The 26,823-nt window shown below is 44.6% G+C and carries 19 protein-coding genes and 4 tRNA genes; 12 read left to right on the top strand and 11 right to left on the bottom strand.

Features of this window, described 5'->3' with window-relative positions:
- Positions 1 to 187 precede the first annotated feature (187 nt).
- From AC3CID_RS09730 to nspC, 7 genes are all read left to right on the top strand, one after another.
- Positions 188 to 261: transfer RNA gene (locus tag AC3CID_RS09730), tRNA-Cys, on the top strand.
- Positions 262 to 308: 47 nt separating this feature from the next.
- Positions 309 to 384, top strand: a tRNA-Gly gene (locus tag AC3CID_RS09725).
- A gap of 80 nt (positions 385 to 464) precedes the next feature.
- Positions 465 to 551: transfer RNA gene (locus AC3CID_RS09720), tRNA-Leu, on the top strand.
- Between the two features lie 36 nt (positions 552 to 587).
- Positions 588 to 663: transfer RNA gene (locus tag AC3CID_RS09715), tRNA-Gly, on the top strand.
- Between the two features lie 664 nt (positions 664 to 1,327).
- Positions 1,328 to 4,279 carry a diaminobutyrate--2-oxoglutarate transaminase family protein gene (locus tag AC3CID_RS09710; protein ID WP_488526482.1) on the top strand — a complete coding sequence of 984 codons (2,952 nt, stop codon included), beginning with the start codon at positions 1,328 to 1,330 and terminating at the stop codon, positions 4,277 to 4,279.
- 8 nt (positions 4,280 to 4,287) lie between these two features.
- A complete protein-coding gene (locus AC3CID_RS09705) occupies positions 4,288 to 5,538 on the top strand; it encodes a carboxynorspermidine synthase (protein ID WP_488526481.1) in 1,251 nt (416 codons plus the stop codon).
- Positions 5,539 to 5,748: 210 nt separating this feature from the next.
- Positions 5,749 to 6,882, top strand: a complete 1,134-nt coding sequence (gene nspC / locus AC3CID_RS09700; protein ID WP_488526480.1) for a carboxynorspermidine decarboxylase — start codon at positions 5,749 to 5,751, stop codon at positions 6,880 to 6,882.
- Positions 6,883 to 6,955: 73 nt separating this feature from the next.
- Here the strand turns inward: nspC and AC3CID_RS09695 are convergent, their stop codons facing one another.
- The 4 genes from AC3CID_RS09695 to AC3CID_RS09680 form a co-directional block, all read right to left on the bottom strand.
- Complete coding sequence (locus tag AC3CID_RS09695) at positions 6,956 to 7,498, bottom strand: Lcl C-terminal domain-containing protein (RefSeq protein ID WP_488526479.1); 543 nt, start codon at positions 7,496 to 7,498, stop codon at positions 6,956 to 6,958.
- Positions 7,498 to 9,138 carry an Lcl C-terminal domain-containing protein gene (locus AC3CID_RS09690; RefSeq protein ID WP_488526478.1) on the bottom strand — a complete coding sequence of 547 codons (1,641 nt, stop codon included), beginning with the start codon at positions 9,136 to 9,138 and terminating at the stop codon, positions 7,498 to 7,500. Before AC3CID_RS09690 ends, AC3CID_RS09695 begins: the two co-directional genes overlap by 1 nt.
- Positions 9,139 to 9,321: 183 nt before the next feature.
- Positions 9,322 to 9,834 (bottom strand): glycine cleavage system transcriptional repressor, encoded by a 513-nt coding sequence (locus tag AC3CID_RS09685; RefSeq protein WP_065204842.1) that lies wholly within the window; start codon positions 9,832 to 9,834, stop codon positions 9,322 to 9,324.
- A 253-nt stretch (positions 9,835 to 10,087) separates the two neighbouring features.
- Entirely contained in the window at positions 10,088 to 10,996 is a 909-nt protein-coding gene (locus AC3CID_RS09680) for a DUF3943 domain-containing protein (RefSeq protein WP_286293022.1), read from the bottom strand.
- A gap of 209 nt (positions 10,997 to 11,205) precedes the next feature.
- Between AC3CID_RS09680 and AC3CID_RS09675 the strand changes: the two genes are divergently transcribed.
- Positions 11,206 to 12,444 carry a CinA family nicotinamide mononucleotide deamidase-related protein gene (locus tag AC3CID_RS09675; protein ID WP_488526477.1) on the top strand — a complete coding sequence of 413 codons (1,239 nt, stop codon included), beginning with the start codon at positions 11,206 to 11,208 and terminating at the stop codon, positions 12,442 to 12,444.
- A 177-nt stretch (positions 12,445 to 12,621) separates the two neighbouring features.
- Here AC3CID_RS09675 and AC3CID_RS09670 read toward each other — a convergent pair whose 3' ends face one another.
- The 3 genes from AC3CID_RS09670 to AC3CID_RS09660 are packed head-to-tail and all read right to left on the bottom strand — an operon-like array spanning position 12,622 to position 16,539.
- Positions 12,622 to 13,467: a dimethyl sulfoxide reductase anchor subunit family protein gene (locus AC3CID_RS09670; RefSeq protein WP_488526476.1), complete on the bottom strand. Its 846-nt coding sequence runs from the start codon at positions 13,465 to 13,467 to the stop codon at positions 12,622 to 12,624.
- Between the two features lies 1 nt (position 13,468).
- The gene (locus tag AC3CID_RS09665) at positions 13,469 to 14,089 is read right to left on the bottom strand and encodes a DMSO/selenate family reductase complex B subunit (RefSeq protein WP_004733360.1); all 621 of its coding nucleotides are present in this window, start codon (positions 14,087 to 14,089) and stop codon (positions 13,469 to 13,471) included.
- 11 nt (positions 14,090 to 14,100) lie between these two features.
- Entirely contained in the window at positions 14,101 to 16,539 is a 2,439-nt protein-coding gene (locus tag AC3CID_RS09660; RefSeq protein ID WP_488526475.1) for a DmsA/YnfE/YnfF family dimethyl sulfoxide reductase, read from the bottom strand.
- Positions 16,540 to 16,737: 198 nt separating this feature from the next.
- Here AC3CID_RS09660 and AC3CID_RS09655 point away from each other — a divergent pair, with 198 nt between their 5' ends.
- Together AC3CID_RS09655 and napF are read left to right on the top strand one after the other, a co-directional pair.
- Entirely contained in the window at positions 16,738 to 17,304 is a 567-nt protein-coding gene (locus AC3CID_RS09655; RefSeq protein ID WP_054547352.1) for a molecular chaperone TorD family protein, read from the top strand.
- The gene (gene napF, locus AC3CID_RS09650; protein ID WP_488526474.1) at positions 17,304 to 17,816 is read left to right on the top strand and encodes a ferredoxin-type protein NapF; all 513 of its coding nucleotides are present in this window, start codon (positions 17,304 to 17,306) and stop codon (positions 17,814 to 17,816) included. Before AC3CID_RS09655 ends, napF begins: the two co-directional genes overlap by 1 nt.
- A 179-nt stretch (positions 17,817 to 17,995) precedes the next feature.
- Here the strand turns inward: napF and yfaE are convergent, their stop codons facing one another.
- The 4 genes from yfaE to ubiG all read right to left on the bottom strand — a co-directional run bounded on the left by yfaE (position 17,996) and on the right by ubiG (position 23,043).
- Entirely contained in the window at positions 17,996 to 18,274 is a 279-nt protein-coding gene (gene yfaE, locus AC3CID_RS09645) for a class I ribonucleotide reductase maintenance protein YfaE (protein ID WP_004733364.1), read from the bottom strand.
- Complete coding sequence (gene nrdB, locus AC3CID_RS09640; protein ID WP_004733365.1) at positions 18,274 to 19,407, bottom strand: class Ia ribonucleoside-diphosphate reductase subunit beta; 1,134 nt, start codon at positions 19,405 to 19,407, stop codon at positions 18,274 to 18,276. Before nrdB ends, yfaE begins: the two co-directional genes overlap by 1 nt.
- A 101-nt stretch (positions 19,408 to 19,508) precedes the next feature.
- Positions 19,509 to 21,791 carry a class 1a ribonucleoside-diphosphate reductase subunit alpha gene (nrdA, locus tag AC3CID_RS09635; RefSeq protein ID WP_108176287.1) on the bottom strand — a complete coding sequence of 761 codons (2,283 nt, stop codon included), beginning with the start codon at positions 21,789 to 21,791 and terminating at the stop codon, positions 19,509 to 19,511.
- A gap of 508 nt (positions 21,792 to 22,299) precedes the next feature.
- Complete coding sequence (ubiG, locus tag AC3CID_RS09630; protein ID WP_017078713.1) at positions 22,300 to 23,043, bottom strand: bifunctional 2-polyprenyl-6-hydroxyphenol methylase/3-demethylubiquinol 3-O-methyltransferase UbiG; 744 nt, start codon at positions 23,041 to 23,043, stop codon at positions 22,300 to 22,302.
- Between the two features lie 258 nt (positions 23,044 to 23,301).
- Here ubiG and gyrA point away from each other — a divergent pair, with 258 nt between their 5' ends.
- Positions 23,302 to 25,989 carry a DNA topoisomerase (ATP-hydrolyzing) subunit A gene (gyrA, locus tag AC3CID_RS09625; RefSeq protein ID WP_004733368.1) on the top strand — a complete coding sequence of 896 codons (2,688 nt, stop codon included), beginning with the start codon at positions 23,302 to 23,304 and terminating at the stop codon, positions 25,987 to 25,989.
- A gap of 200 nt (positions 25,990 to 26,189) precedes the next feature.
- Positions 26,190 to 26,819 carry a TPR domain-containing protein gene (locus AC3CID_RS09620; RefSeq protein WP_488526473.1) on the top strand — a complete coding sequence of 210 codons (630 nt, stop codon included), beginning with the start codon at positions 26,190 to 26,192 and terminating at the stop codon, positions 26,817 to 26,819.
- Positions 26,820 to 26,823: the final 4 nt, after the last annotated feature.

The raw sequence follows: 26,823 nt of genomic DNA, 5'->3' as shown, positions 1-26,823 counted from the left end.
AGATCGCCTTTGAATGGCCTGTCCACAAAGTCCTTTGCACACAAAGTCAGCTATTTAGCCTGTTTCGTATGAAATCTATTCAAACGAATTAAAAATACAAAAATAATATTGACTCAATCCTCTGAATCCGTAGAATGCATCCCGTACCCAAGAGGATGGCAATAAGCGATTCGATTGGAGTTACTAAGGCGCCTTGGCAGAGTGGCTATGCAGCGGATTGCAAATCCGTGGACCTCGGTTCGACTCCGGGAGGCGCCTCCATTATCTCTTTTTCTTAGTTAATGAGAAGAGGTAAGAATAATGAAAATGCGATACTAGCTCAGTTGGTAGAGCGCAACCTTGCCAAGGTTGAGGTCATCGGTTCGAACCCGATGTATCGCTCCAAAATTTGTAATGTTGATTGGCGTCAGCATTAAGATGGTGTTTTACTTTTCAGTAATCGGCATCGCAATAAAGAATTGCGTGCCCTGGTGGTGGAATTGGTAGACACAAGGGATTTAAAATCCCTCGGCGTTCGCGCTGTGCCGGTTCAAGTCCGGCCCGGGGCACCATCTATTAAAGTCTACGTCTTAACGGATGTAGCAAATGCGATACTAGCTCAGTTGGTAGAGCGCAACCTTGCCAAGGTTGAGGTCATCGGTTCGAACCCGATGTATCGCTCCAAATCAAGAAGCCCGAACAGAAATGTTCGGGCTTTTTTGTTTTTGCTGTATCTGTTTTTACTCATCTCCCGAACTCTTCTTGTTCAACCCCTGAGCTTAGATTGGTGATATTTAAATCAATAACCCAATCAAATCTAGTATTTATAAAGCGATTATTAAAAACTATTGATCGTTCGTTTCACTTTGTGTTACTTTCCTGCGCAATCTCGGAATGACCGATGTTCAAAAAGAGCAGCGATTACTTCTGGGGGATACGCGTAGTGACCATTCTTGCTGATTGGGACATTACGTAGGGTAGGTATCGGCTAATCCTTTAGCTGATAGACGGGATACTTATGGCGCAATTCGCCATGCTAATGGGAAACCCAACATTGAATACACTAATAACAACATTGCTAATCAGCTCTGCATTTCCAAAAGGGCCAGTTCTTCATAGCTGTCCGATACTGCAAAAATGTCCAATTCTTCAAAACAGTAGCATTACTGAACCTTGAGCTCGCGCTAACTAATTTTTGCTGTCCTAAGACGGCCTAATTTCGTATTCGTCATTTGACTTATGCGAGCGTACAGCTATATCTCATTTCTAGACAATACGCGTGTTTCACGGTGAACTCTCTCAAAATCAGCAGAGGGTTAGTGTGTCATTGCGTCTGATGGAGATGAGTATGAACAGATTCAAGGGGACTTTTATGACTACCGCCTTTGAAGTCGATATTAATACTATCGCAAATTCATTTTCAACTATGGTTCCTATCGTTGAGGGAACTTACGACCTAACACCTGACGCTATTTTGCTTGAGCAAGAACAGCATGAGTCGGATGTACGCTCTTACCCAAGACGCCTACCTATTGCAATTAAGAGAGCATGTGGCGTTTTAGTTGAAGATACTCGTGGCCAACTCTTTCTCGATTGTTTAGCCGGTGCAGGTACACTTTCTCTGGGTTATAACCACCCTGAAATCAACCAAGCACTCAAAGATCAACTCGATTCAGGTTTGCCATACCAAACGCTTGATATCACGACGCAAGCGAAAGATACGTTTATCAAGCGAGTTAAAGCCTTTCTTCCTCAAGACTTTTCAACTAACTCGGTGATCCAATTTTGTGGCCCATCTGGCGCTGACGCTGTAGAAGCGGCGATCAAGCTCGCGAAGCAAACCACAGGTCGCAACACCATGTTTGCTTTCCGTGGCGCATACCATGGTATGACTAATGGCACCATGGGTATGATGGGCAACCTAGGTACAAAAGAACGTCGCAGCGGCTTGATGTCTGACGTACATTTCATGCCTTTCCCGTACAACCTTCGCTGTCCATTTGGCATTGGTGGTGAAGCGGGTGCCAACGCGAGTATTCGTTACATCGAACGTATGTTGAATGACGACGAGTCTGGCATTATGAAACCGGCTGCCATGATTGTTGAGCCAGTGCAAGGTGAGGGTGGTGTGATTCCTGCTCCTGCATCTTGGTTACAAGGTTTACGTCGCATCTGTGATGAGCATGGTATCTTGCTTATCTTTGATGAAATTCAGTGTGGCGTTGGTAAAACAGGTCATCGCTTTGCGTTTGAAGAATCAGGTGTTAACCCTGATATCTTATGCTTGTCTAAAGCGATTGGCGGCGGACTGCCTATGTCGCTGCTTGTATTTGATAAGAGCATCGATACATGGAAAGCGGGTGAGCACACCGGTACATTCCGTGGTAACCAATTAGCAATGGTATCTGGCGCTAAAGCATTAGAAATCATCGAGCGAGATGGTTTGGTTGAACACGCGAACATCGCAGGTCAATACTTACGTCATGGGCTTGAGAAGATTCAATCGCGTGTGAACTGTATTGCTGAAGTTCGTGGCAAAGGCTTGATGCTTGGCGCTGAGATCAAGCAACCAAATGGTGAGCTTAATAAGTTTGGCGAACCACAATCAGACGGCGATCTAACCCTAGCGATTCAACGAGCGGCATTAGAACGCGGTTTGATGGTTGAAAAGGGTGGTCGTGATGGTTCGGTAATTCGCTTCCTTCCACCAATGATTATCTCTTTCGAGCAGATCGACTTTGCATTACGTGTGATGGAAGAAGCTATCCTCGCAGCAGGTGGCGGCTTACGACAAGACCAAACACAAAGCGAAGAATCAAATCAGGAATGGAACAAGCATTTCATCCAGACGGGTTTAGGCGGTAGCGACGAGTTTGCTAACGTGATGAACCAAACCACTCAAGCGATGAAAGCCGTTTTTGAACAGGTTGAAACTCCTTATTCGGGTTTAGATCCAAAAGTGCTAGAAGCAGCTATCAATGCTGTTGACCTCGATAACAACCAACACGCTTTGGTTGATGTTGTGGATAGCACAGCTGACTTAGTCGCAGCAAACTCCATCTTTGTACAACACCCAGACTGCATTGCACACCTTCACACTCCTCCTCTTATGGCTTCTGTCGCTGCGGAATCGATTATTGCTGCTTTGAATCAATCAATGGATTCATGGGATCAAGCATCGGCTGCGACCTATGTTGAGCAACGAGTCGTTGATTGGATGTGTGAAAAGTATCAACTTGGCGAACAAGCTGACGGTGTTTTCACCAGCGGTGGCACGCAAAGTAACCTTATGGGTCTATTGCTTGCTAGAGATTGGGTGGCCGATAAGCACGATGGCCATTCTATTCAAAAGTTGGGCTTGCCAGAGTACGCGAAGAAACTGCGTATCTTATGTTCAAAGAAATCTCACTTTACGGTTCAAAAATCCGCCTCTCTAATGGGATTGGGTGAAGCGGCAGTGTGCTGTGTTGATACCAATGCAAACGGCACTATTAAAGCTGACTTGTTAGATGCAGAAGTGAAAGCGCTTAAAGCACAAGGTCTGATTCCTTTTGCTGTTGTCGGCACTGCGGGTACAACCGATCACGGTGCTATTGATGACCTGGAAGCGATAGCTGATATCGCCAACCAACAAGATCTTTGGTTCCATGTCGACAGTGCTTACGGTGGCGCGCTTATCTTAAGTAGCCATAAAGCTCGTCTGAAAGGCATCGAAAAAGCGGACTCAGTCAGCGTTGATTTCCACAAGTTGTTCTTCCAAACAATCAGCTGTGGTGCTGTGCTTCTCAAAGACAAAGCGAACTTTAAGTACCTACTGCATCACGCAGACTACTTAAACCGCGAGCACGATGAGCTGCCGAATCTAGTCGATAAGTCTATCGCGACTACCAAGCGTTTCGATGCACTGAAAGTCTTCATGACGATGCAAAGCGTTGGGCCAAAGCAACTGGGTGATATGTACGATCATCTCCTAGAGCAGACACTTCAAGTTGCTGACCTGATTCAGAAGCATGACGATTTTGAACTACTTGCTGAGCCATCATTGTCTACTGTGCTGTTCCGTTCGGTGCCTAGCAATGGACAATCAGTAAACAGCGCTATGGATTTGGACAAACTGAATCAAACGTTAAGGCTGGAAGCGCTGACTCGTGGCGTTGCCGTGCTTGGCGAAACGGTCGTTGATGGTAAAAGCGCGCTGAAATTCACTATCTTGAATCCGTGCTTAACGACATCAGATTTCAAATCTCTAATTAACAAAATTCAAACTTTAGCTATTGAGCTAGCAGAACAACAAGGGTAATTAAAACTATGGCTATTCTACAAATTGGTGCAGGCGGCGTCGGTTGGGTTGTTGCACATAAAGCAGCACAAAATAACGAAGTACTGGGTGATATCACGATCGCTTCTCGCACAATCGCGAAGTGTGAAAAAATCATCGAATCTATCAAGGGTAAAAACAACCTTAAAGATTCAACTAAGAAACTAGAAGCACGTTCAGTAGACGCTGACGATGTTGATGCGCTTGTTGCTTTGATTAAAGAAGTTAAGCCGGATCTAGTGATCAACGCTGGTCCTCCTTGGGTAAACATGGCGATCATGGAAGCGTGTTACCAATCTAAAGTCTCTTACCTAGATACATCGGTAGCGGTTGACCTATGTTCTGAAGGTCAACAAGTACCACAAGCCTACGATTGGCAATGGGGCTACCGTGAGAAGTTCGCTGAAGCGGGCATCACAGGTATTCTTGGCGCGGGTTTCGATCCAGGTGTGGTATCAATCTTTGCAGCGTACGCGGTTAAGCACTTGTTCGATGAGATTGACTCAATTGACGTGATGGACGTGAATGCTGGCGATCACGGCAAGAAGTTTGCGACAAACTTTGACCCAGAAACCAACATGCTAGAGATCCAAGGCGATTCTTTCTACTGGGAAAACGAAGAGTGGAAACAAGTAGCTTGTCACTCTCGTATGCTTGAGTTCGAATTCCCTAACTGTGGCTCTCATAAAGTGTACTCAATGGCACACGATGAAGTTCGTTCGATGAAAGAGTTCATCCCAGCTAAGCGTATCGAATTCTGGATGGGCTTTGGTGACGTATACCTAAACTACTTCAACTGCATGCGTGATATCGGCCTTCTTAGCCCAGATCCGCTAACATTGCACGATGGCACTGTGGTTCAGCCTCTACATGTTCTTAAAGCGCTGCTTCCAGATCCAACATCTCTAGCTCCGGGTTACACTGGTTTAACGTGTATCGGTACTTGGGTTCAAGGTAAGAAAGACGGTAAAGAGCGCAGCGTATTCATCTACAATAACGCAGACCACGAAGTGGCTTACGAAGACGTAGAGCACCAAGCGATCTCTTACACAACAGGTGTTCCAGCAATTACCGCTGCACTTCAGTTCTTCCGTGGCGAATGGGCTGATAAAGGCGTGTTCAACATGGAACAGTTAAACCCAGACCCGTTCCTAGCAACAATGCCTGAAATCGGTCTAGATTGGCACGTTCAAGAGCTAGAGCCTACAGCCGGTCTACCTCTAATCCATACTTTGAAGTAATTCTTGCTCTTTGCCCTTGTCGCGTTGTCCATCGTGCTCATTTACGTTCGTAAACTCCGCGCGATGTCCTAGCGACAAGGTCAAAGCTCTGCGAATTCCATTCAAAGTCATATGATTGACGAGAACGTATAATTACAAGCCGATGCTGTTGCGTCGGCTTTGTTCGATTATCATGTGCCTTCGTGAACTCGAGGGCCGCAAGGTATTAACATGCAAAATAACGAACTAAAAACGCCTTATTTCATGATCAACGAAGACAAGTTGATTGCGAATCTAGAGATAGCTAAGCAGCTGAAAGAGATTTCAGGTGTGAAGTTGGTATTGGCACTCAAGTGTTTCTCGACATGGGGTGTGTTTGACATCATCAAACCTTACCTCGATGGCACGACAAGCTCTGGTCCATACGAAGTGAAGCTTGGTCATGAAACTTTCGGTGGTGAAACGCACGCTTACAGTGTGGGTTACAGCGAAGATGACGTGAGAGAAGTTGCGGATATCTGCGATAAGATGATCTTCAACTCACAAAGCCAGTTCGCAGCGTACCGTCATATCGTTGAAGGTAAGGCTTCGCTGGGTTTACGTTTAAATCCAGGAGTGAGCTACGCAGGGCAAGACTTGGCAAACCCTGCGCGTCAATTCTCGCGTTTGGGTGTGCAAGCTGACCACATCAAACCAGAAATCTTCGATGAGATTAATGGCGTGATGTTCCACATGAACTGCGAGAACAAAGATGTCGACGCGTTTATAGGCTTGCTTGATTCAATCTCAGAACAGTTTGGTGAGCATTTAGATAAATTGGACTGGGTGAGCATGGGTGGTGGTGTGTTCTTCACATGGCCGGGCTATGACATTGAAAAGCTTGGTCTTGCGCTAAAAGCCTTCTCTGAAAAGCACGGCGTGCAGATGTACCTTGAGCCGGGTGAAGCGATCATCACTAAAACAACCGATCTAGTTGTGACAGTGGTTGATATTGTTGAGAACGTGAAGAAAACAGCGATAGTGGATTCAGCGACTGAGGCACACCGCCTTGATACGCTTATCTATAATGAACCAGCATCGGTGCTAGAAGCCTCAGAAACAGGCAGTCACGACTATGTGATTGGTTCATGTTCATGCTTGGCTGGCGATCAGTTCTGCGAAGCGAGTTTTGATGAGCCGCTGAAAATTGGTCAAAAGCTGCATCTCTTGGACAGTGCGGGTTACACTATGGTGAAACTGAACTGGTTCAACGGCCTTAAAATGCCTTCAATCTACTGCGAGCGCAGCAATGGCGAAGTTCAGAAATTGAATGAATTCGGCTATGAAGACTTCAAACGTTCTCTGTCACAGTGGTCAGTTAAGTAACTGAGTTATAGCTTCAGAACAATAAAAAGAGCAGCCGATGAGCTGCTCTTTTTGTTTCTGTACCGTGATAAACCTAATTAAATGTTTTCACTAAGCGAACAAGAGGATGTGGAATATCATCTGGGTCTGTAATGACTTCTAAAGCTTCTTCAAAATCAATGATTAAACCATCATAGTCGTTATTTATTACATGAGCGTCAGGAGTGTTGGTCCAATATGGCTCATTGGTAGTCGTTGGGAAGTGTGTCAGGTTGATTGCTGGTCTAGTACAGCTATAGTCAACGATTGAACTTAACTCTTTGATATTAGGCAACCTAAAACCAACCTGACCTGCGATAGTGGTCAGATTCGAATCTTCAGTTGCGATGAGCGCATCCTGCCAATTTTGATATTTAATCGCGGTACCATCACATGTGTTATTGGATTGATTGTAGGTTTCGCCTAGGTTGCATTTTGACCAAAGCAAATTTGTCGTTACGTCGAGTAATGTCCCATCTTTACGGTCAATAAATTGCCCGTCTTGGTGAGAGGGAGTTTGAGTTTTCACACAGGTTTGCGCGATGCTATTTGCACTTAACAGAGAGGCAATTACACCTAAGCATAGTTTTAGTTTCATTACTCAATACCTCCACTTACAGCCACAATTCCTGTCGAGCCTGCGATGTTTTTATTACAAAGTTCAAGCTCTCCATTTTGAGAGTCGATACATCTAGCACTACCATCTTGTTTAACAGAGCTAGAGTGCGTGAAGAGTCGGTCTCCAAGATTAGGAAAGAAATCAATGGCTCCTGCTGGTGCAGTGCCGACATTGAAGTTGATAAATGAACGAGCTTCAACAGGTGAAGGTAAGCGCCAATCTGTAATACCGCAAATAGAGCGACTGTTTAGGCTACTAATATAACTACTTGTATTACAGTAGTTACTTCCTGAACCATCATTAATGTACGCACATTGAGAAGAGATCGGGCCGGCGCTGTACAATAGATCATTGGGTGCCCCGGCATAGCCACCATTGGTTGTATTATCAGAGTCGTGCCAAGTATATGTGTACGAAGCGCTTCGCCATGAGCTTGACTGGCTCCCCCATGGGTAAGGGTTGGCGTCAGGGTCGTCTTTGTGGTTCTTAATCCATGTATCAACTTCTGACTGACTAGGCAGTGCTATCGGGTCTTGCTTTGCTTCAATATATAACCCGGTATGCTCATCTTTGACACAGCGCCAATCAGTAGCGCTAGGTGTTAGAGGGTTTCCGTGAGCATCTAGCTTGGTATAGCGGAAGCCATATTCCCCATCAGCGTGTTCACTTCCATCTGTTTTATCTAAACCAAAATCAGCATCTTGATTAGGGTGCGAGGCTGGAGGAGTGACGCTGTCGTAAGCTGTGCCATCAAAATAGGTGACATAACCAGTATCATTGAAACTCTTCTGTCCGGGAATATAGAACGCGAGAGTGCTTTTACTTGAATCGATTGTCGCGTTACCAACGGAAGCTATTGTGTAGATTACCGATTCGCCACCTTCATCGAAGCTATCATCACGGGCAGAAAAAGTGATATTTGTTGAGACGGTCTCTGCTGGTAACTTGAGGGTTAACTCTGATATATCAACAGTAAAGTCCTCAGGAGCGGCAATACCAGTTTGAGTGAGAGTGAGAGTTACATCTTGAGAGGTGTAATGACTCAAAACAGCTCGTTGAATAATACTATCGCCCTCTACAACGGTACTTAAGTCATTACTAAAGCTAACTGTAGGTTGGGTATCGCTGTCATTGATGGTGACTACAGTTCGTTCGTTTGAAAGAATGTAGTTTGCACCGTTATCAGAACTAATAGAATAATGAAGAGTTTTGCTTCCTTCATACAGATTATTGTGCACAAGGTTTAATGGCAGAGCGGCATTTGTTGCTCCTGCCGCAATTTTGACGTTTTGGCTAGAGATAACATCGTAGTTCTTGAACGCGCCACTGGAACGTGTCGTCACGTCACTGGTTGAGATCGTCAAGGTTAGATCTTGGCTTAAGGCTTCGGAAAGAGAAACGGTGATCGACTCTGTTTTTGACCCTGATTGTGGTTCAGACAATGAAACACTATTAGGGAGGCTAACAGTAACCGGGGAAGAGGATGAACCAGTACTGGTTCCTGTCGTTGTTGTTCCACTGTCATTATTTTCATGGCCGCTTTTACAGCCGCTAAATAGTGTTGTGAGAAGGATTACTGAGATGGCATTGAGTTGCCAACTCGACCTTTTTCTTTCCATGTATCAACCTAAGCTACTAAATTATATAAGATATCTATGATAACAATAAATTTATATAAATGCTTGGTTTCATATGTCTAGGTTATGTTTTTCTATCCTTTTTATTCGTATTTATGTAAGTGAAGTGTGTTTCTCATTAGTTAGCCTCCCAACAACGAATCCATTGTCGGGAGGGTAGGTAACTTAACTCTCAATCATCACACGAGTATCTTCACTGAGCGTTTCTAACTCGTTGACGACATCATCAATCAGAACTTCAATTGGCAGCTTAACGGCAATCTTGGAAGTAAATAGGCTTGAGCTAACGCCACCGCCGCCAGCGATGAAGACACGGTGGCAGTCCATATCGAGAATGCTGATCCCTTGTCTGTCTAATACATGTGTCACTTCGTTGACGATACCTGCTCTGTCGTTAGAGTCGAGCCTTAAGTGATGGATTGTATCTTGTGCGTTGTGAGTGTGGTCTGAATCAACAAACTGCACGATCAAGTCAGCATTGGCGCTGAAAGCCTCTTTCACAATCGATTCGTTGATGGCTGGAAGTTGAACCTTGAGTACGCCTGCGACCTGGTCTTCAATAAAATTAACTTTACTGATGAGCCATTTGCCGTCGTTTTCGTGAGTAACAGCAGCAAGTTGTTTGATTGTTGCTGGTGATGCTTTTCCGATAAAGTTTACGATAAATGTACTGTTCATATCAGCCCCCAAAATTTCAATGATTCGTTACTAATTAAATGTTTGATATCACGCGATAAAGTTCTTTAATTTCAGTGTAGAAGGTTACATCGAACAATGTTTGACCTATGTCAATTTTTGAAACTAAGCTGTGATGTAAAAAAAGAGAATGAAGAGTAGGGCACAAAAAAAGCGGCTAGAGAGCCGCTTTTTAGAAGAGTTGTCGCTTTTATTAGGAATGCAGTAACTTGAAATTCATAGACTGAAAGACGATTTAGAACGTTACTTTAAAGTTCATACCAACAAATTGAGAATCGTATCGTGCGCCAGCATCGTAGGCGAATCGAGCTGCGTCTTGGTTATCCCACCAAGGGTTAGTATTCAGATTAACTTCTGCGTCACCGCCCCAAGCGTCACTTACCCAGTAGTGAATGTGGCCAACAGGGTTTAAGAAGAATAGAGACACATCACCCATGGTTTGAGAACCCATCACTTCACCACCTGAAGCAACGATGTCTTGTTCTGCTTCTAGCATCATTTCACCGACAACCGCACCAAAGAATGGTGTGATAAACAGATCTTGCCATGATGGTACTTCAGCAAACGCTTCTACGCCGTATTCCCAGAAGAATGTCGACATGGTCCAAGAATATAAGAAAGACTCAAACTCATCGTAACCTGCGTGTCGAGCTGCGGTGTAGTAAACACCACCAAAATATGGGTGCATTACGTAGTTTAGGAAGTGTTCATCACGGTCCCATACTGGGCCTTCAGACACGTTATCTTTCCACTTTTTACCTAATGAGCTGATATCACGTTGGTCATCATCCCACTTAGTGATACTTTCAGGTAGCAGAGTCATTAGACCCACTGTAGCGACACTTAAACCCAGAATAGTGTAGGTTTGACCCATTAGATAATCCCAATCCTTCTCTTGACTCACCAACATATGTTTTGGTTGTTGGATTGAGAAGTCGTACTCGTCACTTGATTCGCTCAGTGCGTAATTGGCACTTGGCTTGTAGGTGTACAAGCTATCATTAACACAGTAGTCTTGAGCACATTCATCCGAATAAGAAAGGTTGATTGGCTGGTCGAAGTCGTATTGGCTTGCAACCGAGTTAACTGACATTAGCATTGAAAATGCAGCAGTAACCTTCGCTAGTAACGGTGATTTGGCCACAAGGGTCTCCATGAGAAGTTAAGAATTGATCAGAGTCACAATTATCTATTAAATGCCTGATTTAGGGAACTAATAATTTATCGCTTTTCCTAAGAAAACCTTAGATTTAACATTAATAATATTTGTGAAAAGCTGGAATGTCTCAAATTCAACCATAGACCAGTTTATGAATAATGCAGTGTCTTTTTATGACCACAAGGGATAGAAATATGACGAAAATCGCAATGTTAAGCACAGGTGAAGAAGTTCTTCATGGAGACATTGTAGACACAAACGCAGCTTGGATGTCTGGAGAGTTCTACCAACACGGCTTTGCTCTCGCCAAACGTTCCACTGTGGGTGACCAAATGAATGCGCTCATTGAAGAACTGCTGATGCTGAGCTTTAACTATGATGTGGTTATCGTCAATGGCGGGTTAGGGCCAACAACTGATGACATGAGTGCGGCCGCCGCTGCAGCAGCGTCAGAGCAGAAATTAGTCATGTTCCCTGAATGGCTGGATCGTATGGAAGAGATGTTTTCTGGACGTGGCATGCCGATGCCTGACAGCAACCTTAAACAAGCTTTGTTGCCAGCAAGCTCTGAGATTGTCGATAATCCAGTCGGTACTGCATGTGGCTTCAAGCTGAAAATTAACGATGCGACGTTCTATTTCACGCCGGGTGTACCGAGTGAATTCAAGCGTATGGTGACCTTTGAAATCCTGCCTGATTTGTCACGCGCTTACCCTCAAGTAGTTGCCTCTGAATGCAGTCGACTATTTACCTTTGGCTTATCTGAGTCGGGTATCTCTGATGTGTTGGATCAATTGAAACTTCCGGAAGGTTATGAGTTGGGTTATCGCTCTTATCTGCCGTTCATTGAGGTGAAATTGTTTGGGCCTAAGTCAGGCTTAGAAACGCGCGTTAAGCTGCTACAAATGGTGTACAAGCTGTTAGAGAGCAATGTAGTGAGCGTTGATGAGCCGATGATTGACCATATCGGACACATCATGGCTGAGAGAAAGAAGACTCTATCTGTTTCTGAAGTGTCGACCAAAGGTGCATTGTCAGCTTGGTTGCAATCGAATGAGCAGATTGAAGATTGCTTTGGGCACTCTTGGGTAATGGCTGAACCAAAAGAGAGTGAGCTTGAGAAGAGCGACCCACTGGCGGCTACGTTTGCATTAGCTGGCGCAACAAGAGAAAAGTGTGGCACTGAATTAGCCTTGGTAACGGGCAAGTTGGAAGGTAACACATTCAGCATTGCGCTATCGAGCGAAGCGGGTGAGTGGGGCCAGGTGCTTGAGTTCTACCGTCAATACAACCGCGAAGATGCGCGCACCATTATCAAAACCGTTGCGGCAGATATGTTGAGAAGACACCTAGACAACAAACCTATGTTTGGTGATTACTCTTCATTAAAACGCGTGAAGGATATGTTTATCCCTTCGGCTATCATCAAGTAAGCAGCTCTTGTCGCTAGCCAAGTTCTCTTGAGCCAAGACCTCTTGAACTAAGGTTAAGACAGAACAAATAAAAAGGCCCAACATCTAAATAGGTGTTGGGCCTTTTGTTTATCTAGCCTTCTAGATAACCAGACAAGCTGCGATGTTTACACGTAACTCATGTCTGTAAGAACTTGATTACAAACCGCTTGTCATATGTAGACTATAGAACAAACCACGGCCAATGAGTTCTGAAGCTAAGAACAGTACCAATGCTAAGCCAAGGTTTACTGGGTTCACTTTTGCTTTGTTCAGCATAGGTAGAATCCAAATCAACAAGCTTGCCATTAGCAATGCCACTTGAAGAATCACATAGCCACCTAAACCGTCAACCAACTCAGAGGCTTTAGCTACTGAAGTTTGGATGTCACCGATTAAGTTCAGTTTGCCTACTGTCACAAGTAAGCTGATCGCAACCGCAATCACAGCCAGCATCGTGATGTTACGGTCAACCGTGAAGCGGCTGTCATTGGCGAAAACAATCACGAATTGAGACAGCAGTAAGCCACCCACAACCATGGTCATGGTGAAGCTTAGCGGTGTGTAGATGTTGTCCCATGTTGGTACTGTGTTGATCATGTATACGTTGATCATCGCGTACATGAAGATAACACCCAGCACCATAGCGCCGACCATCAGTGCTTTCTGGATAGCAACGCCACCTTTCTTAAGCACAGACAATAGCCATTGCAGGCCACCGACAGCGAAGAATGCCGCACCGAAGAACACTTCGTTAGACAACCAAGCAGAACCTAGTTGGTTAAAAGCGTTAAACGCGCGCAGTGGAGAACCAAGGTGCGTTGTCGAGAACATGAAACCAAGACCCATCAATGCCCACAGAATGAACATTGGAACCTTGTAGCTGTTCAGTTTCTCTTCGTCATGACCAAGTACCAGTGCACGTGCGCCAATAAGTAAGTAACCACCCACGGCTGTTTGCGCCAGTACCGTAAAGAAGATCAAAGACCACTCATGAAAAATCATCTTAAACCTCCTTCGGGTTTGCTAGGTGACCACTGGTATCGCCAGTAGGCTTCGCGTTTTTGTTCAGCTTAATCACGATGTTTGGCAGCGTTTCGGTTGAAGATGGTAGTGGCGCTACATCTGCACCAGAGCCGTACTTCTCGCGAAGTGTATTGATTTCACCGAACTCCAATGCACGAAGTGGGCAAGACTCAACACAGATAGGCTGTTTGCCTTCAGAAACACGTTGGTAGCAACCATCGCATTTAGTCATGTGACCTTTCTTCGCATTGTATTGTGGTGCGCCGTAAGGGCACGCATTGCTACAGTGCTGACAACCAATACACACACTTTCGTCAACCACAACCAAACCATCTTCGTCACGTTTGTGCATTGCGCCTGAAGGACACACTTTCACACACGCAGGGTTAGTACAGTGGTTACAAGCGATAGAAAGGTAGTAAGAAAAGACATCTTTCTGAACCCAGGTATCGCCATCTTGAGTGAAGCCACCACCTGCGTATTCGTATACGCGACGGTAGTTCGTTTTGATGTCTAGATCGTTATAATCTTTACAAGCAAGCTGACAGGTTTTACAACCCGTGCATTTACTTGAATCAATGTAAAAGCCGTATTGTTTCATTCCAACCTACCTTATGCTTTCTTTAGCGCTTTGATTTGAACTAGGTTTGTATGCTGAGGGTTACCCTTAGCAAGTGGGCTCGGGCGCTGAGTGGTCAGCACGTTAATAGAGCCTGCATGGTCGATCTTCTGACCATCTGGTGCGTACCATGCACCTTCGCCTAGTGCGACAACTCGAGGAAGGATCCTTGGTGTCACTTTCGCTGGAATATGAACTTCGCCACGGTCGTTAAAAATACTCACCATGTCGCCGTTTTCGATACCACGTTCTTTCGCATCAATCGGGTTGATCCACAACTCTTGCGGTGCTGCTGCTTTGATCTCTGCAACGTTGCCGTAAGTGGAGTGAGTACGCGCCTTGTAGTGGAAGCCGGTTAGCTGAAGTGGGTACTTCGCAGCCAGTGGGTCGTTGTGACCTTCAAAAGAGTCCGCGTAAACGGGAAGTGGGTGAATTACTTCGTCTTCTTTCAGTTTCCAAGTCTTCGCGATATCAGCCAGTTGCTCCGAGTAGATCTCAATCTTGCCACTTGGTGTGGTCAGTGGGTTCGCTTCAGGATCTTTGCGGAAATCTTCGTAAGCGATGTAGTGGTGGTCATAGCTACGTTTGTAGATACCCAGCTCTTTCATCTCTTCGAAGGTTGGCAGTGTTGGATCGTTCTTACGAGTTTCTGCGTAAAGGTGTTCAATCCATTGCTCTTGAGTACGGCCTTCTGTGAACTCTTTTTCGACGCCCATGCGCTTAGCCAACTGAGAGCACATTTCATAGATAGATTTCGCTTCGAATTGAGGTTCGATCGCTTTCTGCGCGTAGATGAAGTAAGGCATATTCGCTGCTTTACCATCCATACACCAGTCGTCTTGCTCAGACGTTGTTAAGTCTGGCAGGATGATATCGGCGTATTTCGCTGAAGACGTCATATGGTTATCAACCACGACAATCATTTCACACGCACTTTCATCTTGAAGAATCGCGTGAGTCTTGTTGATGTCTGAGTGCTGGTTAATGATGCAGTTACCTGCGTAGTTCCAGATCATCTTAATTGGGTTCTTAAGGCGCTCTGCACCGCGAACACCGTCAGTGATGTCGGTCATTTCATGGTGACGGTAAATCGCGTCTGTCCACATGAACATTGAAATTGAAGTTTCAACTGGGTTTGGCACAGTAGGGAAGCGAACAAACGGAATGTTGATGTCACTTTCACGAGCGCCTGTTGAACCGCCAGATACACCCACAGAACCGGTTAGTAATGACAGCATAGCGATTGCACGACACGCTAGCTCACCGTTCGCAGTGCGTTGTAAGCCCCAGCCTTGGTGAATCGCACATGGTTTCGCTGTGCCCATCTCGCGACCAAGCTTGACGATAGTATCAACGGGAATACCGGTGATCTTAGAAGCCCATTCTGGTGTCTTCTCTACGCCATCTTCGCTTAAACCTAGGATGTAAGATTTGTAGTCGCTGTTTTTAGGCGCCGATGCCGGCAGTGTCTTCTCGTCGTAACCTACGCAGTATTTATCTAGGAACGGTTGGTCGACAAGGTCTTCAGTGATCATCACGTGCGCAAGACCAGCAACCAATGCAGCATCTGTAGAAGGACGGATTGGGATCCATTGATCTTCACGGCCACCGGCAGTATCGGTGTAGCGAGGGTCGATGATGATCGTTCTTGCGTTCGACTTGTTTTTGCTTTCTACATAGTGGTGGATCAGACCGCCGCCAGACATGCGTGTCTCGGCAGGGTTGTTACCAAACTGGATGTTAAGCTTGGTGTTCTCTAGGTCAGAGAAAGAGTTGTTGTTTGCCCAACCACCGTAGGTGTAGCTCAAGCCTTTCGCGATTTGCGCTGTTGAGTAGTCACCGTAATGGTTTAGATAACCACCACTTAGGTTCATTAGACGAGCAATCAGCGTTTGTGCTGGTGGCCAAGACTTAGTTACTGTACCGCCAAGTGTACCTGTCCCGTAGTTTAGGTAGATGGTGTCGTTACCGTAGTCTTTGATAAGGCGTTGCATGGTGCCAGCAACTTCATCGTAAGCTTCTTCCCAGCTAATACGTTTGAATTTACCTTCACCACGTTTACCCAAACGTTTCATCGGGTATTTCAGGCGATCTGGGTTGTAAACACGGCGGCGCATAGAGCGACCACGTAGACAAGCACGAACTTGGTGATGACCGTATTCGTCAGTACCAGTGTTGTCGGTTTCTACGTATTTGATTTCACCGTTTTGCACATGCATACGTAATGGGCAGCGAGAGCCACAGTTTACAGTACATGCACTCCATACGATTTTCTCATCCACACTCTCAGCAACCGCAGCCGCTACTGGTTTGGATTTGAAAGGTAAAGCGATACCGCCCGCGAGTGCGGCTGCGCTACCTACCGCAGAAGAAGCTTTCATGAAGCCTCTTCGAGTAAGATTCATTACCCCAGATTCTTTCTTATTCGTCATTCTAAGATGCCTATTGTTATTGATGACTAGCACTTTATAGGTAGTTTAGTCTCTATGTTTTTATTTCTAATTATTGATTGATTGGCATCAAATAAGATCGGAATTAAAATATTATGAATCGAATGTATAAAACAGATCAAAGAATCCAATCGTATTATTTATATAATTGTCGTTAAACCAATTACGGTATAAATAAGAATGATTATTGATACGCATAAATTGCTCGGTTCATTATTTTATCAAGCAACTAATAAAGAACAGTTAATAGATATTGTTCAGGCCTTAGTAGAGAGCCAAGTTTTATCAGAAGATTGTTTACTGGCACTCCAAAACGAACAGGAAGATGCGCTCGCTGCAGAGTTTAGTCGACTGTTTGAAGGCGTTGGCGACATGCCAGCACCGCCTTGGGGCTCTGTTTATCTCGATAAAGACCGTATTGTGTTTGGCGCATCGACTGTGGAATATCGACAGTTTTTAGAATTGAATCATATTGAGTTAGATACAGGCTTAAGAGAGCCAGAAGACCAATTTGGTTTAATGCTACTCGCACATGCGTATTTGTTAGAAAATAATAATATTGATTCATCTCGTGAATTATTAGAGTCTCATTTATTAACTTGGTCATCAGTTTATTTAGAGAGATTTAATTCAGCATCAGAGTTATCTTTTTATAAGAAGCTATCAAGTGATGTAATATATTGGCTTGAGCAATTAACATCTGAATATAATCTAAACGTTGCTACTAAAAAGTTATATATCGATTAATGCCTGAACAAATAAATTCAAATAGGCGTGGTTTCTTAACTCGACTTTCTAAACCGGTTAAAGCCGCCGCGAATTATGAAGAGAAGTCACAACGCTCGTATGCAAGGCCGCCAAAAGCGGTCGATGAGGTGCTGTTTGAACGTCTTTGCGACGGTTGTGGGCTGTGTGAGCATACGTGTCCGAATAGTGTCATAGAGATGCTAGAGGGCAGTGCGCTGCTGAATTTGGATTACAACAGTTGTTCTATGTGTAACAAGTGCAGTGAAGTGTGTGCGACTGGCGCGCTTCATCCAACGGTCACGCCTTATATTGACTTGAAGCCTAGCTTTGCTGATAGCTGTAACAATTACATGCAAATGGATTGTAATGCGTGCCAAACCGCTTGTTCAGCAAGTGCGATTCAAATCGAAGCAGGGGAGTTGCCTACGGTGGACAAAGATAAGTGTAACGGCTGCGGAGAGTGCCGAAGCGCTTGTTACATTGGCTCAGTGACTTTGAACCTTATTCAGTAGTAAACGTCTGGTTTGGCTTTGTGGCAGCGAGCTAGCAGAAAGGCTTTGGTTGAGTGAGAGGCGAGTCGTCTCAGATTCCTAAAGACATAAATAGAAAAGGGTCCGCATTCCTAGAGGAAGCGGACCCTTTTTAGTTCTTATTGAAGTTATTCGAGCAAAGCGACCTAAAGCCAGTTGGCTTATGCGCGTTTTTGTTTGCTTCTATGAATAACGTTACTCAGCGATAACTCAGTTTTTGCTTTGCAGATGCATGGCAAAATTTCATTGGCTTGTGTGTAAGCCATAGCAAAACCAACGTACTCGACTTCACCAGAATCCAACGTACAGCGGCAAGCGCCACAGTGGCCATCTCGGCAGTTGTATTCCGGCTCTAAACCCGCTTGTTCCATTGTTTCCAATAGAGTATTTGAAGGGTTAGATTCAATAGAAGTCAGCTTGTTGATTTTGATTGTTGGCATTACAGCTCAAACCCTTCAAAGTCGTCAGCTTTTACTTCGTTGTCGATTTGGCCAACTAGGTAAGAACTGATTTCAGCTTCTTGTGGAGCGACTTGAACGTTATCTGAAGACAACCAAGCGTTGATCCATGGAATTGGATTCGACGTTGCTTCTGGGTAAGCGGTACCTAGGCCAACAGCCTGCATACGGATGTTAGTGATGTACTCAACGTATTGGCAAAGAATATCTTTGTTTAGACCAATCATAGAACCATCTTTGAATAGGTATTCTGCCCACTCTTTTTCTTGCTCAGCCGCTTCTTTGAATAGGTCGAAACACTCTTGCTTACACTCTTCAGCGATCTGCATGAATTCGAAGTCATCTTGGCCATTACGTAGCAAGTTGATCATGTGCTGTGTACCAGTAAGGTGAAGTGCTTCATCACGAGCGATTAGCTTGATGATCTTCGCGTTACCTTCCATTAGCTCACGCTCTGCGAATGCGAATGAACATGCAAAGCTTACGTAGAAACGAATCGCTTCCAGTGCGTTCACAGACATTAGACATACGTAAAGCTTCTTCTTCAGGTCATGAAGTGAAATCTTAACGTCTTCGCCGTTGATGTTGTGGTTTCCTTCACCGTAGCGGTGGTAGTCAGCCGTCAGCTTGATCAAGTCGTCGTAGTAAAACGCGATGTCTTTCGCACGTTTCAGGATCTCTTCGTTCTCAACGATATCGTCGAATACTACGCCTGGATCATTCACGATGTTTCGGATGATGTGCGTGTATGAACGAGAGTGAATCGTTTCAGAGAATGACCAAGTCTCAATCCAAGTTTCAACTTCTGGTAGTGATACCAAAGGAAGTAGGGCAACGTTAGGGCTGCGGCCTTGGATAGAATCTAGAAGCGTTTGGTACTTCAGGTTAGAGATGAAGATGTGCTTTTCATGCTCAGGAAGCTTGTTGTAGTCGATACGGTCGCTAGACACGTCTACTTCTTCTGGACGCCAGAAGAAAGAAAGCTGCTTTTCGATCAACTTTTCGAAGATTTCGAATTTCTGTTGGTCGTAACGTGCAACGTTTACCGACTGACCCAAGAACATTGGTTCTTTTAGTTGGTCATTTTTTTGTTGAGAAAAAGTACTGTAAGCCATAAATGCCTCAAATCCTTTAAAGACCCGCAATAAAACGGACCCTGTTAATGCTTTAAACCCAGAGAAGATAACTTCTCTGGGGTCTTAATGTTTATTGCGGTTTAGATCTTACAACCGCCGCCTTCACAATCTTCTTCCGGCACTTGAACTGCATCGCCTTGGTCGTCTTTAGCACCATCACGAGTGTTATGGTAGTAAAGCGTCTTAACACCGTACTTGTACGCTGTTAGCAAGTCTTTAAGCAGCTGCTTCATTGGTACCTTACCGCTGTCGTAAACACTTGGATCATAGTTAGTGTTTGCAGAGATAGCTTGGTCAACGAATTTTTGCATGATACCCACTAAGTGCAGGTAACCATCGTTAGTACCAATGTTCCAAAGTAGCTCGTAGTTCTCTTTAAGATTTAGGAAATCTGGAACAACTTGCTTCAGGATGCCGTCTTTCGACGCTTTAACTGATACATAACCACGTGGTGGCTCTATACCGTTAGTCGCGTTCGAGATTTGAGACGAAGTCTCAGAAGGCATAAGCGCTGTCAGTGTAGAGTTACGTAGGCCGTGCTCCATGATCTCTTCACGTAGCGTGTCCCAATCGTAGTGCAGTGGCTCTTCACATACTAAGTCGATATCTTTTTTGTAAGTATCGATTGGTAGTAGGCCTTTCGCGTAGTTGGTCTCGTGGAAAGATGGGCAACGGCCTTGCTCTTTCGCTAGTTCAACAGACGCTTTTAGCAAGTGGTATTGAATTGCTTCAAAAGTACGGTGAGTCAGGCCATTTGCGCTGCCATCAGAGTACTTAACACCATTCTTCGCAAGGTAGTATGCGTAGTTGATTACACCCACACCTAGAGTACGACGGTTCATTGTCGACTTACGTGCTGCTGGAAGCGGGTAGTCTTGGTAATCAAGTAGCGCATCTAGAGCACGAACAACCAGTTCAGAAAGTTCAGCCAGATCGTCTAGCTCGTTGATTGCGCCTAGGTTAAACGCCGAAAGCGTACATAGTGCAATCTCACCTTCGTCATCTTCTACGTTAGAAAGCGGCTTAGTTGGTAGCGCGATTTCTAAACATAGGTTCGATTGACGAACAGGGGCTACTTCAGAATCAAACGGGCTGTGTGTATTACAGTGGTCAACGTTCTGAATGTAGATACGACCAGTAGAAGCACGCTCTTGCATTAGCAGAGAGAATAGCTCAACGGCTTTAACCGTTTCACGCTTCACTGAAGGATCGTTTTCGTACTTCACGTAAAGTGCTTCAAAACGCTCTTGGTTTTCGAAGAACGCGTCGTAAAGGCCAGGTACGTCTGAAGGAGAGAACAGGCTGATGTTGCCACCTTGAACTAGGCGAGAGTACATTAGCTTGTTCAGCTGTACGCCGTAATCCATGTGACGAACACGGTTCTCTTCAACGCCGCGGTTGTTTTTCAGTACTAATAGAGACTGAACTTCACCGTGCCATAGTGGGTAGAACACTGTTGCTGCGCCGCCACGAACACCACCTTGAGAACAACATTTTACTGCTGTTTGGAAGTATTTGTAGAAAGGGATACAGCCAGTGTGGAACGCTTCACCATTACGGATTTCAGAACCAAGCGCACGGATACGACCTGCGTTGATACCAATACCAGCACGTTGAGATACGTAACGAACAATAGAGCTTGCTGTTGCGTTGATAGAATCAAGGCTGTCACCACACTCAATCAGTACACATGAACTGAATTGACGAGTAGGCGTACGTACACCAGACATAATTGGTGTAGGTAGAGAAATCTTAAACGTAGACGATGCGTCGTAAAAACGTTTGATGTAGTCAAGACGAGTCGATTTCGGGTATTTACCGAATAAACACGCAGCAACTAAAATGTAAAGGAACTGAGCACTCTCGTAGATTTCTTTTGTTACACGGTTCTGCACGAAGTATTTACCTTCAAGCTGTTTAACCGCCGCGTAAGAAAAGTTTAAGTCACGCTTGTGGTCGATGTACGCGTCAAGCTCTTCGAACTCAGCTTTCGTGTAGTCTTCCATTAGGTGGCTATCGTATTTACCCATATCAACCAGTTTTGCAACATGGTCATAAAGAGCAGGCGGCTCGTATTCACCGTACGCTTTTTTACGTAGGTGGAACACTGACAGACGTGCTGCTAAATATTGGTAATCAGGAGTCTCTTCAGAGATTAAATCCGCAGCTGACTTGATGATTGTCTCATGGATGTCAGTTGTGGTGATGCCATCGTAAAATTGAATGTGAGCTTTCAATTCTACTTGTGATACAGAAACATTGTGCAAGCCTTCAGCTGCCCATGTGATCACTCGATGGATTTTCTCTAAATCGATCGTTTCTTTGCGCCCGTTACGCTTGGTAACAGTAAGTTGTTGGTTCATTCTGCTTAATTTCCCTAACAAAACTGAACAAGGCCGTGTTTTTGTGTATTTCTGTGTAATTTTTGTAAATTACGTTTCGGCTTTGTGATCTTGGTCTACCCATATATTGTAGTTCAAACACAACATATAGGGGTCATTTGTTTGTTGGGTTACAAGATAGTGCTACAACTGATATTTTTCAAGGTAAAGAAATGGGGTTGCTTGTGGATAAGTGGTGGATTGAAAAAAAACTGTAAGTGACCACTAACTGATGACGTTAGACGTGACTTGATTGTACAAAAGTCGCCTTTTAAGGATGCTTTATTTTTGCACGCCCATAAAAAAAAATCCCTTGATCTTTGGGTAAAATAGGCAATGGATTTTGGACGATTAAATTTAAATCGAGGTGGTCAAAATGGAAGCTAGCGCACGAAATTTAGACTGAAAAAAGTCGCAAACTTATGGTAATTGCAACTCTTTTCATTCGTCTTTTTTACAAAATATTTTACGGTAGGGCTACCGATATTTTTTAGCCCAAGTTTTGAGTGTGAACGATGTAGTTCACATCGACTTTTTGGCCTAAACGGTAGGTGTTCGTTAATGGGTTATAGTGTAGTCCTGTAATCCCTAGTTCTTGAAGCGGAGTGTTATCAACCATTTTGATAAGCTCAGCAGGGCGAATGAACTTTTCGTGGTCGTGAGTACCTTCTGGCACAATCTTAAGTAACTTCTCTGCACCAACAATAGCGAACAGGTAAGACTTAAAGTTACGGTTCAATGTTGAGAAGAACACATGGCCGCCCGGTTTCACTAATTTTGAGCAAGCCGAGATAACTGATTGTGGGTCAGGAACGTGCTCTAGCATTTCCATGCACGTCACCACATCGTAAGTGTGTGGGTTTTGCTCTGCATGGTCTTCAATGGTGCTTTGGATGTAATCGAGCTTGGTGCCGGTTTCTAATGCGTGCAGACGAGCGACTTCTAGCGGTTCTTTACCCATATCTAGTCCGGTGACTACCGCACCCTCTACAGCCATGCTTTCAGCCAGAATACCGCCGCCGCAGCCAACATCGAGAACTTTCTTACCAAAAAGGCCTTCGGTTTTCTCTAGCACGTAATTTAAGCGCAACGGATTGATTTGATGTAGTGGCTTAAACTCGCCTTCTAGATCCCACCAGCGCGACGCCATGTCTTCGAATTTTTTGATTTCTGCTGGGTCTACGTTCTGTGATTTAGTCATAATCGGCATTTCCAAGTTAAATAATGCATCCATGAAATTGCAGGCATTATAACTTGCCTTTTCCTGCTGACCAGAAGATCTACAATTTTGCTAGTTTATTGGGTGTAAAGTGACCATGTTTCAGCAAGATATGACGCTGAGGTGCAATTTCTCATCAATAGATTGGCTACAAGGGTCACAAGATGGTAAAAGGAGAGGGAAAGTGATGCCTCCGTAGGTAAATTTGTGTTATATTTTTCGGTCTTATACGTATTCAAAAATACGATCTGACTATAGAGGGAAAATGGCTCTATGAGCGATCTAGCGAAAGAGATCACGCCCGTAAATATTGAAGATGAGCTTAGAGGTTCATACCTAGACTACGCGATGTCCGTCATCGTTGGTCGTGCCCTTCCAGATGTGCGTGATGGCCTAAAACCAGTACACCGCCGCGTTTTGTTCGCGATGAATGTACTAGGTAATGATTGGAACAAAGCATATAAAAAGTCTGCTCGTGTAGTAGGCGATGTAATCGGTAAATATCACCCACACGGTGATAGTGCGGTATACGAGTCAATTGTTCGTATGGCTCAGCCGTTTTCACTACGCTATATGTTAGTCGATGGCCAAGGTAACTTTGGTTCGGTTGACGGCGATTCAGCTGCGGCAATGCGTTATACCGAAGTTCGTATGTCAAAAATAGCTGGTGAGCTATTAACGGATCTTGATAAAGATACGGTTGACTTCGTTCCTAACTATGATGGAACCGAGCAAATACCAGCAGTTTTACCAACAAAAATACCAAACCTATTGGTTAACGGTGCTTCTGGTATCGCAGTAGGTATGGCTACCAACATCCCGCCACATAACCTTGGCGAAGTTGTTGATGGCTGTTTAGCATTTATTAATAATGAAGACATCACTATTGATGAGCTAATGGACTACATCCCGGGTCCAGACTTCCCGACAGCAGCATTAATCAGTGGCCGTAAGGGCATTGTCGATGCATATAAGACTGGTCGTGGCAAAGTTTACATGCGCTCGCGCGCGAACATTGAAATGGAAAAGAACGGTAAAGAAACAATTATCGTTACTGAAATTCCATATCAAGTGAACAAAGCTCGTCTGATCGAGAAGATTGCAGAACTTGTAAAAGACAAGAAAGTTGAAGGCATCAGTGCACTGCGTGACGAATCTGATAAAGATGGTATGCGTATTGTTATTGAATGTAAGCGTGACGCTGTCGGTGAAGTTGTACTAAACAACCTTTACTCACAAACTCAACTGCAAACAACTTTCGGCATCAACATGGTTGCTCTGAACAACGGCCAACCACAACTTTTCAACATTAAAGATATGTTGAAGTGTTTTGTTGATCACCGTCGTGAAGTTGTGACTCGTCGTACTATCTTCGAATTGAAGAAAGCGCGCGACCGTGCACATATCTTGGAAGCTCTATCTTTAGCGCTTGCAAACATTGATGAAATCATTGAACTGATCAAGAACGCACCAACACCAGCAGAAGCTAAAGTTGGTCTAGTATCTCGTGGTTGGGATCTTGGTAACGTTGCATCAATGCTTGAACGTGCTGGTACTGATGCAGCTCGTCCAGATTGGCTTGAAGACCAATACGGTATCCGTGATGGTCAATACTTCCTAACGGAAACTCAAGCGCAAGCTATTCTAGAACTTCGTCTTCACCGCCTAACTGGCCTTGAGCACGAGAAGATTCTAGACGAGTACAAAGCACTTCTAGAAGAGATCGCTGAGCTAATGCATATTCTTGCAAGCACTGAGCGTTTGATGGAAGTGATCCGTGAAGAACTTGAAGCGGTACGTGATATCTATGGCGACGAGCGTCGTACAGAAATCACAGCAGCGGTTCATGACATCGACATGGAAGAGCTAATTGCTCAAGAAGACGTGGTAGTAACGCTTTCTAACGCAGGTTACGTTAAGTACCAAATCCTAAGCGACTACGAAGCTCAGCGTCGTGGTGGTAAAGGTAAGAGTGCAACTAAGATGAAAGATGAGGATTACATTGAGCGTCTGCTTGTTGCTAATACTCACGATAACATCTTATGTTTCTCTACTCGTGGTAAAACGTACCGCCTGAAAGTTTACCAACTTCCTCAAGCAAGCCGCACCGCTCGTGGTAAGCCTATCGTTAACATTCTTCCTCTAGAAGAAGGTGAGCGTATTACGGCTATCCTGCCTGTTTCTGAGTTCTCTAACGAGAAATTCATCTTCATGGCAACAGGCGACGGTACAGTTAAGAAGACATCACTGGATCAATTCGCAAACGTACGTGCTAACGGCCTAATCGCAGTTAACCTACGTGACGATGATTCACTGATTGGCGTTGATATTACTGATGGTAATAGCGACATCATGCTGTTCTCTAAATCGGGCAAAGTTGTTCGCTTTAACGAGGACAAAGTACGTCCAATGGGTCGTACTGCCTCTGGTGTTCGTGGTATGAAGCTTCCAGAAGACGATCAAGTGGTTTCACTGATTGTTCCTTCAAACGAAGGCGATATCCTAACTGTGACTCAAAACGGTTACGGTAAGCGTACTGAGCTAGCTGAATACCCAACGAAAGGCCGTGCAACGCAAGGTGTAGTATCTATCAAAGTCTCTGATCGTAATGGCCCAGTAGTTGGTGCTGTTCAGGTTGAAGAAGGCGATGAAATGATGATGATCACCGACGCAGGTACACTAGTACGTACTCGCGTAGCGGAAGTGAGCCAAGTTGGTCGTAACACTCAAGGTGTAACACTGATTCGTACTGCTGAAGACGAGAATGTTGTAGGTCTACAACGTATCGACGAAGTAGAAGAAGCTGAGATTGTTGAAGGCGAAGAAACTGAAGAAGCAAATGCTGACGCAGTAAACGCAGAAACAGTTAATGCAGAAGGAACGGTCGTTTCTGAATCAAGTGAAGAGCAAGCATCAGATGCTTCTGACTCTGAAAGTGATAGCGAGCAAGACACTGAGTAATCTCGATTACGTTAAGTAATTTAGCTTACCAATGAAAAAACCGAGCCTAAGTGCTCGGTTTTTTATTGCCTGCTATGTGTGGATCTTGCTCTGACTTTATCGTTGAACTGTGATCGTCAAAATATCGATAGCTAAACCTTGATCAATATAGCGAGGAGATGAAAACGATAGAGTAGAGGGGAATAAAAAAGGAGTGTGAAATGGATATCTGGTTGTTGGTTGCGTTGGTACTAATGAGCCTGTTTTTGATTGTGATCGTTATTGCCGCGAACAACAATGGCAGTCATCTAAAAGGCAATGTGATGATTTCACTTACTGCTGTGGCTTTGAGTGTGCTTGTTTGGTCTCAACTGAAACAAGAAATACCTCAACTGCCTTTGGATGATAACAATAACTACACGGCAACAGATTTCCAAGATGAACTTCAGCAAAGCCTTGAGCAAGATCCGAATCAATCCGATTTGTGGTTTAATCTGGGTGGTGTGTATATGCAGAAAGGGGAGTTTGATGCGGCATTCACTTGCTACGATTATGCGATTCGTTTAGACCCTCAAGCGCCTTCTGGCCTCTATGCTGCCAAAGCAACGGCACTTTATTATCTTAGTTCTCAAGCTATGAGCGATGACGTGAATGCGTTATTGGATCACTCAATGCAGCTTGATCCCAATGATCGTACGGCATTGATGTTGATTGCGACCGATCACTTCATCAGTATGCGCTATCAACAAGCGATCGATGCGTGGACTCAAATCTTAGATTCCAATCAAAAGGGCATTGATCGTGTCTCTATTATCCATTCGATCAACCAAGCCAAACAGATGATCCGTTAAGCTT

Source organism: Vibrio sp. QJM3NY_21 (assembly GCF_057785975.1).
Note: the sequence above shows the minus strand (reverse complement) of the source record. Positions and strands in the feature narration are given on the sequence as shown.

Bases quoted from the DNA above. Each gene is read 5' to 3' on its own strand.
- AC3CID_RS09660 (WP_488526475.1), bottom strand. From the start codon at position 16,539: ATGACGAATAAGAAAGAATCTGGGGTAATGAATCTTACTCGAAGAGGC.
- AC3CID_RS09690 (WP_488526478.1), bottom strand. From the start codon at position 9,138: ATGGAAAGAAAAAGGTCGAGTTGGCAACTCAATGCCATCTCAGTAATC.
- AC3CID_RS09620 (WP_488526473.1), top strand. From the start codon at position 26,190: ATGGATATCTGGTTGTTGGTTGCGTTGGTACTAATGAGCCTGTTTTTG.
- AC3CID_RS09675 (WP_488526477.1), top strand. From the start codon at position 11,206: ATGACGAAAATCGCAATGTTAAGCACAGGTGAAGAAGTTCTTCATGGA.
- nspC (WP_488526480.1), top strand. From the start codon at position 5,749: ATGCAAAATAACGAACTAAAAACGCCTTATTTCATGATCAACGAAGAC.
- nrdA (WP_108176287.1), bottom strand. From the start codon at position 21,791: ATGAACCAACAACTTACTGTTACCAAGCGTAACGGGCGCAAAGAAACG.
- gyrA (WP_004733368.1), top strand. From the start codon at position 23,302: ATGAGCGATCTAGCGAAAGAGATCACGCCCGTAAATATTGAAGATGAG.
- AC3CID_RS09685 (WP_065204842.1), bottom strand. From the start codon at position 9,834: ATGAACAGTACATTTATCGTAAACTTTATCGGAAAAGCATCACCAGCA.
- AC3CID_RS09655 (WP_054547352.1), top strand. From the start codon at position 16,738: ATGATTATTGATACGCATAAATTGCTCGGTTCATTATTTTATCAAGCA.
- nrdB (WP_004733365.1), bottom strand. From the start codon at position 19,407: ATGGCTTACAGTACTTTTTCTCAACAAAAAAATGACCAACTAAAAGAA.
- AC3CID_RS09695 (WP_488526479.1), bottom strand. From the start codon at position 7,498: ATGAAACTAAAACTATGCTTAGGTGTAATTGCCTCTCTGTTAAGTGCA.
- napF (WP_488526474.1), top strand. From the start codon at position 17,304: ATGCCTGAACAAATAAATTCAAATAGGCGTGGTTTCTTAACTCGACTT.
- AC3CID_RS09665 (WP_004733360.1), bottom strand. From the start codon at position 14,089: ATGAAACAATACGGCTTTTACATTGATTCAAGTAAATGCACGGGTTGT.
- yfaE (WP_004733364.1), bottom strand. From the start codon at position 18,274: ATGCCAACAATCAAAATCAACAAGCTGACTTCTATTGAATCTAACCCT.
- AC3CID_RS09705 (WP_488526481.1), top strand. From the start codon at position 4,288: ATGGCTATTCTACAAATTGGTGCAGGCGGCGTCGGTTGGGTTGTTGCA.
- AC3CID_RS09710 (WP_488526482.1), top strand. From the start codon at position 1,328: ATGAACAGATTCAAGGGGACTTTTATGACTACCGCCTTTGAAGTCGAT.
- AC3CID_RS09670 (WP_488526476.1), bottom strand. From the start codon at position 13,467: ATGATTTTTCATGAGTGGTCTTTGATCTTCTTTACGGTACTGGCGCAA.
- ubiG (WP_017078713.1), bottom strand. From the start codon at position 23,043: ATGGATGCATTATTTAACTTGGAAATGCCGATTATGACTAAATCACAG.